Annotated in this window: 11 protein-coding genes; 6 read left to right on the forward strand and 5 right to left on the reverse strand. The window is 48.0% G+C overall.

Annotated elements, in window-relative coordinates; all coding sequences use genetic code 11:
- Positions 1 to 29: 29 nt before the first annotated feature.
- Both ACN0YH_RS00255 and nadA read right to left on the reverse strand, forming a co-directional pair.
- Positions 30 to 1409, reverse strand: coding sequence for an MFS transporter (locus ACN0YH_RS00255; protein ID WP_417377547.1), 1380 nt, complete (start codon positions 1407 to 1409; stop codon positions 30 to 32).
- A 559-nt stretch (positions 1410 to 1968) separates the two neighbouring features.
- Positions 1969 to 2958, reverse strand: coding sequence for a quinolinate synthase NadA (gene nadA, locus ACN0YH_RS00260; protein ID WP_417377548.1), 990 nt, complete (start codon positions 2956 to 2958; stop codon positions 1969 to 1971).
- Positions 2959 to 3158: 200 nt separating this feature from the next.
- Between nadA and ACN0YH_RS00265 the strand changes: the two genes are divergently transcribed.
- Together ACN0YH_RS00265 and ACN0YH_RS00270 are read left to right on the forward strand one after the other, a co-directional pair.
- Positions 3159 to 3983: a PIG-L deacetylase family protein gene (locus ACN0YH_RS00265; protein WP_417377549.1), complete on the forward strand. Its 825-nt coding sequence runs from the start codon at positions 3159 to 3161 to the stop codon at positions 3981 to 3983.
- A 37-nt stretch (positions 3984 to 4020) separates the two neighbouring features.
- On the forward strand, positions 4021 to 5370 hold the full coding sequence (locus ACN0YH_RS00270) for a cytochrome c (protein WP_417377550.1): 1350 nt from the start codon (positions 4021 to 4023) through the stop codon (positions 5368 to 5370).
- Here ACN0YH_RS00270 and ACN0YH_RS00275 read toward each other — a convergent pair.
- Entirely contained in the window at positions 5357 to 6655 is a 1299-nt protein-coding gene (locus tag ACN0YH_RS00275) for a CPBP family intramembrane glutamic endopeptidase (protein WP_417377551.1), read from the reverse strand. The genes ACN0YH_RS00270 and ACN0YH_RS00275 overlap by 14 nt on opposite strands.
- A gap of 368 nt (positions 6656 to 7023) precedes the next feature.
- Here ACN0YH_RS00275 and ACN0YH_RS00280 point away from each other — a divergent pair, with 368 nt between their 5' ends.
- The 3 genes from ACN0YH_RS00280 (at position 7024) to rpmA (ending at position 10224) form a co-directional block, all read left to right on the forward strand.
- Positions 7024 to 8472, forward strand: coding sequence for a protein kinase domain-containing protein (locus ACN0YH_RS00280; RefSeq protein ID WP_417377552.1), 1449 nt, complete (start codon positions 7024 to 7026; stop codon positions 8470 to 8472).
- Between the two features lie 494 nt (positions 8473 to 8966).
- Positions 8967 to 9806 carry a hypothetical protein gene (locus ACN0YH_RS00285; RefSeq protein ID WP_417377553.1) on the forward strand — a complete coding sequence of 280 codons (840 nt, stop codon included), beginning with the start codon at positions 8967 to 8969 and terminating at the stop codon, positions 9804 to 9806.
- A 166-nt stretch (positions 9807 to 9972) separates the two neighbouring features.
- A complete protein-coding gene (gene rpmA / locus ACN0YH_RS00290) occupies positions 9973 to 10224 on the forward strand; it encodes a 50S ribosomal protein L27 (protein ID WP_417377554.1) in 252 nt (83 codons plus the stop codon).
- Between the two features lie 156 nt (positions 10225 to 10380).
- Here rpmA and ACN0YH_RS00295 read toward each other — a convergent pair whose 3' ends face one another.
- On the reverse strand, positions 10381 to 11598 hold the full coding sequence (locus tag ACN0YH_RS00295; RefSeq protein ID WP_417377555.1) for a S1C family serine protease: 1218 nt from the start codon (positions 11596 to 11598) through the stop codon (positions 10381 to 10383).
- Positions 11599 to 11946: 348 nt separating this feature from the next.
- Here ACN0YH_RS00295 and ACN0YH_RS00300 point away from each other — a divergent pair, with 348 nt between their 5' ends.
- The gene (locus ACN0YH_RS00300) at positions 11947 to 13359 is read left to right on the forward strand and encodes a 6-phosphofructokinase (RefSeq protein WP_417377556.1); all 1413 of its coding nucleotides are present in this window, start codon (positions 11947 to 11949) and stop codon (positions 13357 to 13359) included.
- On the opposite strand, the gene ACN0YH_RS00305 is transcribed toward ACN0YH_RS00300, so the two are convergent.
- Complete coding sequence (locus tag ACN0YH_RS00305) at positions 13356 to 15290, reverse strand: hypothetical protein (RefSeq protein ID WP_417377558.1); 1935 nt, start codon at positions 15288 to 15290, stop codon at positions 13356 to 13358. The two genes, ACN0YH_RS00300 and ACN0YH_RS00305, sit on opposite strands and share 4 nt — an antisense overlap.
- Positions 15291 to 15307 lie beyond the last annotated feature (17 nt).

The following is a 15307-nucleotide window of genomic DNA, read 5'->3' on the forward strand; positions in this document are numbered from 1 at the left end:
CGTAATTATTGTCTTTCCCTATCGATCAATTATTGCCCCAGGGAAGTGGCCAGTTCTTTTTCACCCGCTTTTAACGTGATGGCAGAATCATGAGCCAGGCGTGCTTCTTCTTCTGTTTCTTCAGTGAACCGCACCAGGAAAGTCAGGAAAGCACAGCCGGTGACAATCGCCCCGAGAATGAATAAAGCCGTGGGCCAGTTGATGGCTTGCGTTTTAAACAGAAATCCCGCTGAGACCGCGCCGGCATTTCCACCAGCCCCCACAATTCCGGATACCGCTCCCAGCGCTTTTTTGTTGATGAAAGGAACAACTGAGTAAGTGGCTCCCTCAGACATCTGCACAAACAGGCTGAACACAATCAAAGCCGGTAATGCCATCACCAGCACGCTCATCTGTGAAAAGACCATCAAGGCAATTCCTTCACAGAAGATGACAACAAACAACCATTTTACTCGTCCGCTCAGGCCCCACTTCTGACCGAACCGGTCGCCGAAGGCACCACCCAGGGTCCGGGCAAAAATATTCATCAACCCGAACATCCCCGCAAAAAGACCAGCCATTTTGATCGCTTTGGCAGTGTCCATGTTTTTGAAGTAATCGAAGTAGTCCAGGAAGTAGAGTGCAGCAATATTGTTAATGGTCAGCTCAATACCGAAACAGGCACCATAAATCACAAACAGCGCCCAGACTCGATGGTCTTTGCAGGCATTCCAGAACATACCTTTCTGAAGTTTCTTTTCCGGTAATTTGCCTGCCTCACGGAGTTCTTTGAAGTTCCCATCCGGAGTGTCTTGTGTCAGAAAGAAATAAGCGATTCCCGTCAGCGCACATACCAGACCCGCCAGAAACATGGATGCCCGCCAGCCCATGGATTCACTGAATCCCAATACGCCGATAAACATTGCGAAAATTAGAGGCATCACAATCTGTGTTACACCCCCACCCAGGTTACCCCAGCCCGCTGAGGTTGCATTCGCCGTACCCACACAGTTCGGAGCAAACATGATTGATGTGTGATATTGGGTAATCACAAACGAAGCACCGATGGCTCCAATTGCAATTCGAAAGATGAGAAATGTGGTGTAATCATGCGCGAAACCAATTCCCATCACGGGCAGCGAACCGAGAACCAGAAGCCATGTATATGCGAGTCGTGGTCCAATCTGATCGCAGAGCCAGCCGATAAACAGTCGGGCGATGACAGTAATCGCAACCGAGCCGATAATGCACCAACCGACCTGCTCCTGGGTCAGATGCATTTCCTCACGCACGATCTTCATGAGCGGGGCGATACCAAACCAGGCAAAGAAACACAGGAAGAAGGCAAACCAGGACATATGAAACGCCCGCATTTGTGGCGTGGTAAAATTAAACAGATTGATTCTGGTTGCTTTGTTTTGAATTTCCATTTTCTGAGTGCCTTCTGCTGATGTCTGAGAGCGTTAATGAGGTGAATAAGATCGATAGCAATTCACTGTCAGACAATCGAAAGGCGCACAATCAGCCCTGAACTGAAAGCGCGGGGATCGGAGTCAACAACACTGGAGGCATGCAATCAATTGCGAGAATCATCACTCAAAATGATCTGTTTAGATCATCTGGTGTTCTCAGCAGGCCCCGAATTATTGCTATCGTGATTAGTTGCTCTTTGGCTTCAAATGGTCGGTTTGAATTCACAGTCAGCGCAACCGCGATTCAAAGGAAAGCAAATCATGAGATGAATAACACATGAATTTGCAGTGTCATTTGATGATCAAGGCAAAGTGTATGCCGGAAAATAAGACAACTATCTTAAGAAAGGGGCGGCATTAATTAAATCAGCGTAATATTCTACTATTTAAGACGAATATACGGTTTCAATCACTCAAAAAATATTAGTAGAGCCGTATGTCCACTCTAATAAATATGCAGTGTTTCCCTCAGATTGCATAGAAAACAGGCATAAATATTATGCAAGTGGGAAGAATTCTACTGCAGCAGGCTTCGCTGCAGGACTTCTTTGGCTTGATCGAAATAAGGCTGCCATTCGATTTCCGGTTTGCCGTATTTCAGGCAATCGCGCACTTTCTGCAAAGTATTCTTCGCCATGTGTGGACAACGATTGCAGGCACAGGTTTCACCAGAGGAAGCCATGATCCCAGGCACCGGAAGATAAGTGTGCTGTGGAGCCGACTTCTGCAGAGGATAAATCATATTCGCTTCGGTGGCGATGAGAAAGATTCCCGGTTCTTTGATTGACATCACGTATTGCCGTAATTTTTCGGTACCACCAATGAAGTCAGAGACTTCCAGAATCGAGTGAGGACACTCGGGATGTGCCAGGACCAGTGACCCCGGATTATTCTTTTTGGCACGCAGTAAATCCTGAACACTGAAGATTTCATGAACCATACAGGAACCAGGCCACAGAATCATTTCCCGCCCGGTTACTTCCTGCAGATAACGGCCGAGGTGTTGATCGGGCACAAACAGGATCTCTTTATCTGCGGGGACCCGGTCTATGATTTCACGGGCATTTCCGCTGGTAACGATCCAGTCACACAGGCTTTTCACTTTCGCGCTGGTATTAATGTAGGCGACCGTTTCGAAATCACGCCCTTCTGCACGCAATTTCTGCTGAAACTGATCCAGATCTCCAAATTGACAACTGTCAGCCAGGGAACAGCCCGCAGTCAGGTCCGGCAGCAGTACTTTCTTCTCAGGACTGAGGATTTTTGTGGATTCCGCCATGAAATGTACACCGGAAAACACAATGGTCGATGTGGTGACGTTAACCGCGTCACGGGCCAGTTTCAGGCTGTCACCGGTGAAATCCGCAATTTCCTGAATCTCACCATCGATATAAAAGTGAGCCAGGAGGGTTGCATCCTTCTCCTTTTTAAGTGATTCAATTTCATCCATCAGATCAAGGGGATCTTCATAGATTTCATCACTGTGATCGATTGTTGGCAACGACATTGGCTTTCACCCTCAGAATACGTATTAACAGTCCTTATCTGTTGCAGACACGGACCACCGGTCAATAGTTCAATAACTTTAGTTAGTAAAACTGGATGATTTGAAACTTTTAGAGTACAACTGCAGTACTATTGTTTAAGGAAAATCATCCTCGTCAAGCGGTTGATATTCTATATAATTACCTGAAGGTTTAGAACTCTATGGCAGATCAATCATTACGAATCCTGGTTTTTGGCGCTCATCCGGACGATTGCGATATCAAAGCGGGGGGCTCAGCGGCCCTTTATCAACAGGCTGGACATACCGTTAAATTTGTCAGTGTGACAAATGGAGAGTCAGGGCATCAGCGACTTTCGGGATCTGAATTAGCAGAGATACGACGTGCAGAAGCCACCGCTGCAGGCAAAGCGCTGGGCATTGACTATGAAGTTCTCGGAAATCGGGATGGATATCTGCAACCGACGATTGAAGCCCGGTTTGAAATCATTCGACTGATTCGGAACTTTCAACCCGATCTGATCCTGACCCATCGGCCCAACGACTATCATCCTGATCACCGTTACACTTCGCAATTAGTCTGCGACGCCGCCTACATGGTCACGGTCCCTCCCATCGTGCCCGATGTTCCTGCGTTGCGGAATAATCCCGTGATTGCGTATCTCTCCGATCATTTTACCCGCCCCTACCCATTTTCACCGACAGTGGTGGTTGATGTGGAACCGGTCTGGAACCGGATGATTGACGCTCTGGACTGTCACCAGTCCCAGTTTTATGACTGGCTGCCTTATAATCACTTTTATGAAGATGAAGTCCCTGCAGAACCTGCAGAGCGCAAAGCGTTCTTAAGCAAAAAAATGAAAGAGCGCATCGGCCCGCTGGCAGACCGATATCGTGATTTAATCATTCAAACTTATGGAGAAAAACGGGGACAGGAAATTCAACTGATCGAAGCATTCGAGCCATGCGAATACGGTTCCCCATTAACAGAAGAGAATCGCAAAGTCCTGTTCCCTTTCCTGCCTTGATCTCTTGCGAATTTACTGTATGAGAAATATTGATTCCATGCGAATACCAGTTCTGTCGATGATCACTGCAATTTGTCTCCTGGCGAGTCTTAATTTCAGTCTTGCTGAGGAAACTGCCGCCGAGCGAGGCTATCGCCTGTTAACGACCCAGACCTATTTGCCACCTGACTTTGATCAGGGGGTATTGGAAGACCTCTGGAAGGTCTGGCCGGAGGAATGGAAACAGAAAGCCGAACAGGCTTCTCCGGAAGAACGCCGCGAACTGATCTTTTCCTATTATGGAATCATGCACCGACCTGGTTCTGAACAGGCACCACTGGGATACGTAGTCACTCCCGATCAGAAGTGGGTGATGAACTGTTTTACCTGCCATGGGGGAAAAGTGGCGGGGACCGTTATCCCCGGAGCACCTAACAGCCACGTCGCTTTGCACACCTTGACTGAAGATGTGAGTAAAGTAAAACTGCAACAGTTAAAAAAGCTGAGTCATATGGATCTGGCAGCGCTGGGAATTCCTCTGGGTACGACGCATGGCACAACGAATGCAGTGATCTTTGGTGTCGTGCTCGATTCTCTTCGTGATCCGGAGATGAATTTTGACAGGAGCCGTCCGGTTCCCAGATTGCTGCATCATGACATGGATCCCCAGCCGTGGTGGAATGTCAAACGGAAATCACGAATTTACGCCGATGCATTTATCACCAAAAATCACCGGGCGTTGATGCAGTTTATTCTCATTCCACGAAATAATGCGCGTCAAATCAAGAACTGGGAATCCGATTTTGTCGATATTCTGGCCTACATTGAATCACTGGAAGCCCCCCGTTATCGCTGGGCAATTGAGGAAAGCAAGGCCCGTCAGGGGGAAGTGATTTTCAACGAGCATTGTGCCGACTGTCATGGAACTTATGGCAGTGAAAGTGTCTATCCACTTAAGACGGTTTCGATTACGGATCTCAAGACCGATCCCGTTCGTTTGAATTCGCTGCCTCCCAATTATCGCGCCGCTCTTAACTCAAGTTGGTTATCACGCTACGGCAAAGATCCCGTGGTGGAAGACCCGGGCGGGTATGTGGCACCTCCATTAAATGGAGTCTGGGCCTCTGCCCCGTATTTTCATAACGGTTCGGTCCCGACGCTGTGGCATGTCTTGAATCCACAGAAGCGGCCTGAAATCTGGCAGCGCACAGAAAATGGATACGATCAGACTCTGGTGGGACTGGAAGTGCAAACGTTTACACAAATGCCCCAAGATCTTTCAACGGCGCAAAAACGACTCTATTTTGATACGAGTCAGTTTGGGAAATCAGCGAAAGGACACGACTACCCGGATGCGCTGACACAGGAACAGAAGCAGGCAGTCCTGGAATATCTTAAAACGCTTTGATGATTTGCAACATCCCTGCTTCCGCTTCCGGCTGCATGCCGAACAGATACATCATTGCCAGGAAGTTCAAAAACAGGAATGCGAGGCCGGGATAAAATCCTGTAGCAGCGGCTGTGCGTTCCATGGTAATCGGTGCACCCGCCGGTGGTTTCTCGTTCGAAAGATAACCGGGCGTCCATTCCCCCCCGTTCGGCTTGATGTACTTGACGCGTGTTTTCCATAGATACAGGCAAACGACGATCAGAAACAAACCAGCGGCGACTGTAATCATGGGGTGCACGGCCTGAGTCTCATCGCCTAATTTGGCAGCATTCTCGGGGAACTGGCTCATCATTTTGGCCACTGTGACCGCGAACGCATTATTCAGAAAATGTACCAGCACCGGTGCCCAGAAACTCTTGGTCACGACATACACGAAGTGCATAAACATACCCAGTGGAATCACGGCAATGGCATGAGCCGGATGCATGTGAACCAGACCAAACATGAAAGAGGTAATGAGAATGCCGGGAATTAAGCCCCACCGGGCCAGCAGGCCACGGCCAATCGCACCGCGGAAGACCAGTTCTTCTCCAATCGCGGGACAGACAGCAATCACCAGAATTAATGCCCACAACGAACTCTTTTCTGCCATCTCCTTGACGACTTCCATCGTCTGCATCTTGTCAAACTGCTGGAGCCAGGGTATCTGCTCAGCAAAAGCCGTCCAGATACCGTAGGCGATACGATAAAATTCACCAGACAACATGGACAATGGTAATACGCAGATGAATAACAGAAAACCGGTCGAGACAGCAAATGGTTGCAGGTTCAATTTGGAGAGCACTCCCTTACCGAACCGTAACGCGACGGCAGCCATCACGATGAATACAAAGATGCCCTGCTCGACTCCCGCCAGTTCGAGGGTATGAGTCTCTGTGATTTCAGAAAGCTGCTTGGCAATTTTGGTTCCCGTGTCGGGGAGTTGTTTCGTTGCCATCAGCAAGACTAAAAAGCCTATCATAAATACGATGAGTCCGACAAAATGCGCGAAGATCACGCCAATCATCCAGCAGAACGCTTCAAGTAACCCGGGACCCGGCGGTCGACCCGGCTTGGTTTGACGGGGAACATCTTCTGCGCTGGCAGTCTGCACTGCTTCATTCAGGAGACCGTCCATGGTGCTCTGCGATTCTTCAGAGAACGGATCAATCTGAGTATTTTCCTTTTGAGAACCTTCAGTTTGATCCACTGAATCGAATATCGGCTCCGATGGTTCGGGTGAGGGATTTTCGGAGGCAGCCATAGAAAATTTCAGTTTCCGGAAAGTGTTCGATGAAAATTCCCCGCATTTGCAGACAGGGATGCGTATTAAGTGTATGAATTGCAGGGCTTTATGAGAAGTGTCTGATTAAAGAGAGCACAGAACTCTCCTCATTCAGTCTATGTCTTAATAGTCGTTCTGACAGGGGTTGAATTTGATAATTTTCGAGGAAACCGGGAATTTTTCTGGAATAATCCGAATTGCTGAGCGAATTAGACTGTGACACAAACACGACAGATGAAAACTCATTATTTCAATTCCCTCACAAACGGGTATGATAGCAGCAGGGCCCTGTTATGAAAGAGTCATTTTTTACAGATTTTCCTCGTGTGGTTGGGCAAGATTCTGAAATGTTACCAGATTCCAATTCTGAAATCGAAGACCAACACAGTCAGTTGCAATACTGTGCGAATTGTAACGCGACATTCTTTCAGAAAGATCACCGTGTACGCTGCCCAGACTGTGGTGCGGTAGTCGATGACCTTTCAGTTGATAACCTGCAGGAAACAATCGTGATTAAAGATCACAGAGTTCCTGAATCTTCGGAGGCAGGGAGTGAGTGGGAAGATCCGATTGCTGGTCAGGATCTGCACGTCTATCGCTGTCAGTCACTGATTGGTCGTGGTGGAATGGGCATGGTTTATCTGGCAATGCACCGTGACCTGGGACGGCAATGTGCCTTGAAAATTCTCCTGCCACATCTGGCAGAACGTGACCCCGAGTATGTCCAGCGGTTTTTGCACGAAGGACGCGCGGTCGCGACACTCTGCCATCCGAATATCGTCACTGCGCATGCGATTGGTGAGGAACGGGGGTACCGATTTCTGGAAATGGAACTGATTGCCGGTCGCGCTTTAAGTCACGTGGTTCGTGAAGATGGCCCCTTGATGCCTCTGCATGCCACTTCCTTGATTTCACAGGTTGCTTCCGGTCTGGGAACTGCGCATGTAAAGGGAATTATCCACCAGGATCTGAAACTGGAGAATATTCTGCTCACCACAACAGGGATTCCCAAGATCGCCGATTTTGGCCTGGCGAAACGGATCAATGCCAATGAAGAACTGGCCACAACAGAGAATCTGGCTGGAACACCCAATTATATGGCACCGGAACTGTTCCAGGGAGCGCCAGCCTCTGCAACCTCAGATGTCTATTCTTTGGGAGTCTGCTTCTTTGTACTGCTGACAGGTGAGTTACCGCATCGAGGTTCAAATTTTAATTCACTTATTCAGGAAGTCACGACGAAACCTGCCCCCAGCGTGCGGGATATCTGTCCTGATATTCCGCTGGAGATTTCTGAGTGTGTTTCTCTAATGCTCGACAAGAGCCCCGCAAATCGATTTCAGAATGGATACATGGCTGCTTTATTTCTGAATGCGGTTTTGGGACAGGTGCAGAATATTGAAGCCATGCTTCATGAGGCATTTGCAGATAACAGTCAGGTTTCCTGGAAACGAAAAGATCAGAAATACATTCTGGAGGTCAGGCAATCAGGGCAGCGAAAGCAGACGGTCTTCATCGAGCCGAGCGACCATCAGATGCACGAGCGTCTGTTGCTGATTTACAGTACCTGTTGCGATGCGCAGCATGAGTATTACGAAGAAGCACTCAGACTGAATGCAGAAATATCACATGGTGGGATTTCAATTCGCGAAGTGGATGGCGAAACGAAATTTGTCATGGTGGATACCTTCCCCCGCTCGACCGTGGATGCAGAGGATATTCGTAAAAGCGTCATCGCAGTCGCACAGCATGCCGACGATGTGGAAAAGAAGTTAACCGGACACGATCTCCATTAAATGAGCATTTGATCTTTAGCTGCCCAGGTCCGCTTATAGTGATTGTATCGATCAGTGTTTTCAACGCCGCTGGCCAGTGGCTGAAAAATGCCAGTAGACAAATCGGGATCATTGTCAGGTGTTTCGCAAAAACATGCCCGTTATTAACACAGTCATTAAAACTGGGGCGAGCCAACTTGGTGCTGCGGAATCCCCATCGATTCCAGTGAGATCTTAAATCAAGAGCTTGACCGTCCATTCCTGACACTGATATAGTCAATATCATATCAAAATTGCGTATCTTGTTGAACAGATTGAATCCTGGCTCGGATCAGCATGCGATGTGTACATTCGACACTGGTTTTGGCTGCTGGATACAGGACTTAAGGTTTTCAACCTGATTCAGCAAAGTCTCTGTGGGAATTTCCCGGGATGAGACGATATACTTTTAATATGTTTGTGGTCGGCCAAAAACCACTTTCTATTCTGATCGAAGAGTAACTCCGGGGTATTTCATGCGTCCATCACTTAAATGTACTTTCGCGAGCGTTTTTGCCTGCAGCTGCCTGTTTTTCACTTCCCTGGGAAATCAGGCATTCGCTCAGAAAAATGCGTTGAATCGTGGGTTCTCGATCAGCCCGGATCTGGTTGCCACAGGTGAGGAACTGGCGTCACAAAAATCACTGTGGGTTCTGGAAACGGTTTTCAAACCAATGCGAATGGTGCGGATGGATCTGACAAATCCTCAAACGGGTAAAAAAGAGAAGACCCTGGTCTGGTATCTGGTTTATAAATGTGTACTGCGACCAATGGAACGACCGAATTCGACCAATGAATTCACTCCTGAAAATCCAGAAGTCCTCCCCCCGGGACCATCTTTATTTGTTCCGGAAATTACATTGATTACGAATGATAACGGGCAACAGAAGACTTACCCCAATCAGATTCTTCCGGAAGCCGAACTCATCATTAATCAACGGGAACGCCAGCAATTTAAAAATGCCGTGGACATTATCGGAGAACTGCCTCCTGAGACACCAGCCAATGCCAAAGAAGAACATGCCATTTATGGGGTCTGTATCTGGACCGGTATTGATCCGGGAACGGATTATTTTACGATACGCTTTGATGGTCTTACAAATGGCTATAAGAAAGTCGAAGGTCCTGATGGCAAGATGGAGATCTGGCGCAAAACTCTGATCCAGGAATACTGGCGTCCCGGCGATGAGTTTGGACAGCAGGAGCAGGAGTTTCGTCCCAAAGGCAAACCTTTCTGGAAATATTTGCCCGATGATCCCGAAGATACAGCTAAGATGATAAAAGAACTGAACACGGAAGAGAAACCAGCTTCCTGAACCAGATATAGGGCCGTTCTTAGCGAAATATAGTGGGAAGTTGTCCAGAAAACGGATTATCTCTTGCAACTTAAGGCTGGATTCGCCAATATACGGCCTCAATTAACAGTATTTTCTTAAAATGCTCCTGAACAGGGGCAACTTTTGCTACCTGAGGAATGAATTAATGGCACATAAGAAAGGTCAGGGTTCCAGCCGTAACGGTCGTGATTCACAAGCACAACGACGCGGAATTAAAAAGTTCGGCGGCGAAAGCGTGCTGGCAGGGAACATCATTGCCCGTCAATGCGGAACAAAATGGCACCCCGGTAAAAATGTCGGCTTAGGTCGTGATTACACCATCTTTTCATTGGTGGAAGGAAAAGTTTACTTCGATAACGAAGGTCGACGCATCAACGTTGAGCCTGTATTGAACTAATACTCTTCCGAACAAGACACACTGGAAGGCTTCCTGAATGATCGATTCAGGAAGCCTTTTTTATTGAGATCGCATCCCAGGTAACCGTAGCGACTTCTGATTTCTTATACTCAATTCAAATGGTCTTGGAGACGCTACAGTAAAAATGGATACAGTCTACCGGTTGGTATGCCCCGCTGTGAGAATGACTGAGATTTTCGTGGGAGTCTGCTCTTTACCGCGTAAGACGGTCACAACAACTGTGTCACCCGGCTTTTTACTTTCAATGTAGTCCAGGAAGTCAGACGCTGTTTTAACAGGACTCTGATCAACGGCTACAATCAGATCAGCAGCGCCGCGATCAACGCGCTCCACAATGATCAGCCCCCTGCGCTTGGTTTCAATTTTCGGTCCGCGAATTCCAGCCTTCTCTGCAGGACCGCCAGGAGTCAGCTTGGCGACTAACAGGCCGTGCTCGGTTTCATACACACGTTGTATCCCGATTTCAGGATGGATCATGTGACCATGGGTCAGCAGTTGCGGGACGACGCGGGAAACCAGGTTGGACGGTATCGCAAATCCCACGCCGGAACTCTGTCCCGTATTACTGGCAATGGCGGTATTGATGCCGATTAACTGGCCATGCGAATTGAGCAAGGGGCCTCCTGAATTCCCCGGATTGACGGCGGCATCAATCTGAATAATCGACTTGATCGTACGATTGCTTCGGAGTTTCAGAGAGCGATTCAGGCTGGAGATGATTCCGCAGGTCATGGTACGTTCCAGGCCAAAAGGATTACCAATGGCAAACACACGCTGTCCGACTTTCAGTTTACTGGAGTCCGCCATGGCTACCGGTTTCAGAATACCAGGCTCTTCTTCAATCTTAATGACGGCGATATCGTTAATCGCATCAGCGCCCACAAACTTGGCTGGATAAGATTTCCCGTTGAACAGAGTCACATTGACCTGTTGGGCGTCTTCGATCACATGGTAATTCGTCAGGATATGTCCGGATTGATCAATGATCACTCCAGAACCGGCCCCTTCCGTATCATATTCCAACAGAAAAAAACCATCCGATTTGGTACTCTTTGTTGTGATATGAACAACGCTTTTGTTTAATTTTTCATAGACACTGACGTTAATCTCTTCTTCCGGCGACAATCCGCGCTGATTGAACATAGCAGTTTCAGGAATGGCCAGTGTCTTGTTGGCTGTGGATTTAGGCGACTCTGAGGCGAGTGGTGTCGGCGGAAATATTTGTGGACCTGAGAGGCGGGGAGGTGCCTGAGCCTCTGATGTAGACATCATCATTGACCCGGGGGATTCAAATGAAGCCACAATCAGACCACCGATCACCGCGGAGAAAAAACAACCAAGTACATATTTCATGGGACACCTCGCACAACACAAAACTCTAATAAACTGGGTAAAAAAAGAAGTCAGGGAGCTGACGAAGAATGATGTCGCAGTTTGATTTTGAAATAAATTTAAAATTTAGCATGGAATCTTGGCGGAACTCCATCAAAATTCCTTGCCGGAATGTCAGTGAAGTTCTGACGCTGATAAAATAGAACTTCAGCCGAAAGAATTCCATTTCATTATCACAATTCTTTCGCCAGCGTAAATAGGAATTCAATTACTCCCCGGCAGTGGAAGCAGGCTTACTTGGATTCCTTTCAGAAAAGTCACTGATGTTTTCCAGCAGCGTTCCCGTTTCAGCGTGACGAAAGGATTAATATGCGTCGGATTGCACTTCTAACAGCAGGTGGCGACACCCCAGCTTTAAACGCGACTATCTTTGGGGCTGTCGAACGAGCCAATGAGCTTCGAGTAGAGGTTGTCGGAATTATTAAAGGCTTTGGTGGATTACTCGATCCCAACGTCCCCCATATTCGATTAAATCCTCTGTATTCAACACTACCAGAGCTCGATCCTCGCTGTGGGGGCACAATTCTCGGTTCGTCTCGTACTTATATTGATGAGTCACATGCGGGCGAGTTGCAGTTGGTGAAAAAGCGATTGGACCAGTTAGGAATCGAGGGACTCATCTGCATTGGCGGGGATGGCACCCTGAACGGGATGCAGCCGATTTCGCAGTTCATGCCCTGTGTCTTAGCCCCCAAAACCATCGATAATGATCTGGGACTGAATTACCCTGATGAACCCAATGAGTGGGTACGTGAAGCCAATCCTGAGACTCACAAGGAAAAATTTCGTAAGATGCCTGGTAAGCAGGATCTGGAACTGGACGATATCGTTAACTTTGCGACACCCGGCTATGCGACAGCCGTTTATGTCTGTGTGCAGGGAGTGCAGCGTATTCGTTCGACAGCCGAGAGCCATCGTAGAATCGCCATTATTGAAGTCATGGGACGTGAATCCGGTTATCTGGCATTAGGTGCAGCGTACGGTCAGCCCGATATCATTCTGATCCCTGAGATTCCGCTGGACTATGAACGATTCGAACGGCGCGTACGCGATCTCTACGAAATACAGAAAAATGTGGTCATCGTCATCGGTGAAGGATTACGTGACCAGGATGGAAAACGTCTGGGGGATATCTCCAAAAGCGTCGATCCGGCGGGGAATGTCATCTTCAGCGGTGCTGCAGAAGTCCTGCAGAACATGTTGATCGAATCCCTGGGGGATCACTATTTCGTATCCCGGAAGCGGCATGATCTCGCAAAGCAGGCAACGTTCACGCGAAAAATCGGGCATACTCAACGCGGCGGCCGTCCGATCCGTTTTGATCGTCACTATGCAACACAACTGGGAGGCAAGGCCGTAGATTTGCTCGTCCAGCGGCAGAATAACTATGTCGCAATTTTACAGTGGAGTGAGCAGCGGGGATTTTATGTCAGTTCAATCAATGGGAACTCATTGAGGGATGCCTGGCGGGGAATTCACGCGCGGACTCTGCATCCTGCCTTTTACGATGAACACCGATATCAGCCTTCAAAACAGGGCGTGAACTATCTCTCCAAGATCTTTGCGAATGCCGTTGGTTCCGATGATCTGGAAATCTTACGCGAGGACCTGTTTGATACCGGGCACCTGAAAACCAGGTATCAAAGTATTAATGTCAGTGTTCACAAACATATTCGATATTTAAATACCGATGGGGCTTCGGAAAACTCCGAGCCGTTTTAAGGCTCCTGTTGGGGGATCTCAAATGCCGTGGGCTGAATCTCTGGAGTGGATACAGGCTGAGAGGAAGTGGAACTCTCAGGCACGGTCTGGCTCGAAATGGTGTAGGTAGCCTGAACCGCAGTCTGCTTCAAGGTGCCCGCGTTGGCGGCCATTGACATGCGTAGTTCTTTCTTGGTGGAGAGATAGCGTGAAGCCACGGTATCGGAGTGGATCATGATATCATCCACGACATACTGTCCCTGCTGTTTTTTAAACAGGACAGTTGCCCCTTTCTGCTCAGTTCCCAGTTGGATGCGTGAGTAGCCTTCATTTTCATTGATTTCGAGGCTGGCAAGTTTGGACATGAGGATCTCTGGAATGTTAAAGGCAGTCCGCGGAACCTGATCCACCTGTCGCCAGACCAGTTCATTGAAGTCGCGGGAAGAATGACGCTGAAGTTTTCCTATACTCTGCTCGTGCATATAGTAGGCATAGTTCTGAACCTGCACCAGCATTTCCAGTGTCGCTTTCACCGAAGAAGGACGGCCTTTCAGGTCCAGTTCAATGTCATCAACCAGCAGTTGCCCGAGATGCTCTCTCAAGATGTAGGTAACTGGCAGATTTCCCTGCCGTGCAGAAACCTTTGTGATGGCACCATTAAATTGAATGTCCAGAATTTCAAACCCTGATTCAGTTATTTCATCCAGCGGTAACTGTGAGACCAGTTGAGGTTCGACGCGTTTCCAGACACGTGATGAGAAGTCGGGAGTGGAACTGAAGTCCAGGATTTTCATGTCACGCTTTGAAAGTGCTTCACTGAATACCAGGGTGATGGCCCGGCTTGAGAACAGGGAAGTCAACGTGACCTGTTGATTTCCCTGGTCCTGAAAGAGAGTGACTTCTTCGACAAGATATTTTTCAGGAACATCAATTTCGTCTGATTCAATTTTGACCAGAGATAAATTGATCATTTTACCATTATTTTGTGTTACAAAGTTTGCCAGATTGTTTTCGATGCGTAATTCGTAGTCTGCAGCAGCATCATGCGACTGAGGTAATGCAGCCAGTTTCAGGTCGGCAAAATCGAGGCTGCCACGAAAAAACTGATCTGCTGTAAAATCTTTCAGCTTTTCTTTGTCATTCTGGTTATAGGCATCAAGGAAGTTGCTGACGGCCAGGAGCATTTTTGCCTGCTTTTTGGCGGAGGCGATATGTTGTCCATCAACTCGTGATTCGACGGCAACATCGGTCGCTTTCCATTTTCCCTCTTTCAACTTCATTGAAATTACCATCTCGCCAGAATTGCGTGGCAGACGGACGATGGCGATGTTCGTATCCAACTGGGCATCGGGACGTCGGCTTTTCGAACTCTTGGATTTGCCAGCGACCTTTTGGGACAGTTTGGCCAGGAAGGCAGGTTGCAACTGCTCGAGTGACTCTTTGAATTCGCCTTCGGTTGTACTAAGGATGTCGTCACGGTTACCCGTTTCCCAGGCAGCGACGAATTCCCGTACTGTGAGCAGTAAATCCATCTGCTCAGTAACAGATTTCATCACGTTCAAATTCTTTTGTTTTTGATTGATATAAATATCATCGACGACCCACTCACCTGTTTTGGTAACCCGTTTAAGTTCGTAGAGCAGCTTTTTCTTGTTTTTGCCGACTTCGGCTACCACTTTCTTGTGATTTTCGGAAATGTCTGTGATCTCGACAATCGTCGTTTCACCGGTGGGAATCTTGAGGATCTTCAAATCATCCATTGAAGTCTTGTCCCGCAAGGCAACTTTCGAGAATTTCATTGTGGTGTGATGTTTCAGTGACTTCATGTCTTCATTTTCGATGGCCTTTGAAAACTGTTCAATCGCTGTCACTTCAACTAATGAAGCACAGCCTGTCGCAAATGCCAGCAGGAAAAAGCAGCTTACCAGAGCGAAACCGTTTTTTAACATCATGATTAGTCCGGGTAGGT

This window comes from Gimesia sp. (assembly GCF_048262075.1).
Lineage (GTDB): Bacteria > Planctomycetota > Planctomycetia > Planctomycetales > Planctomycetaceae > Gimesia.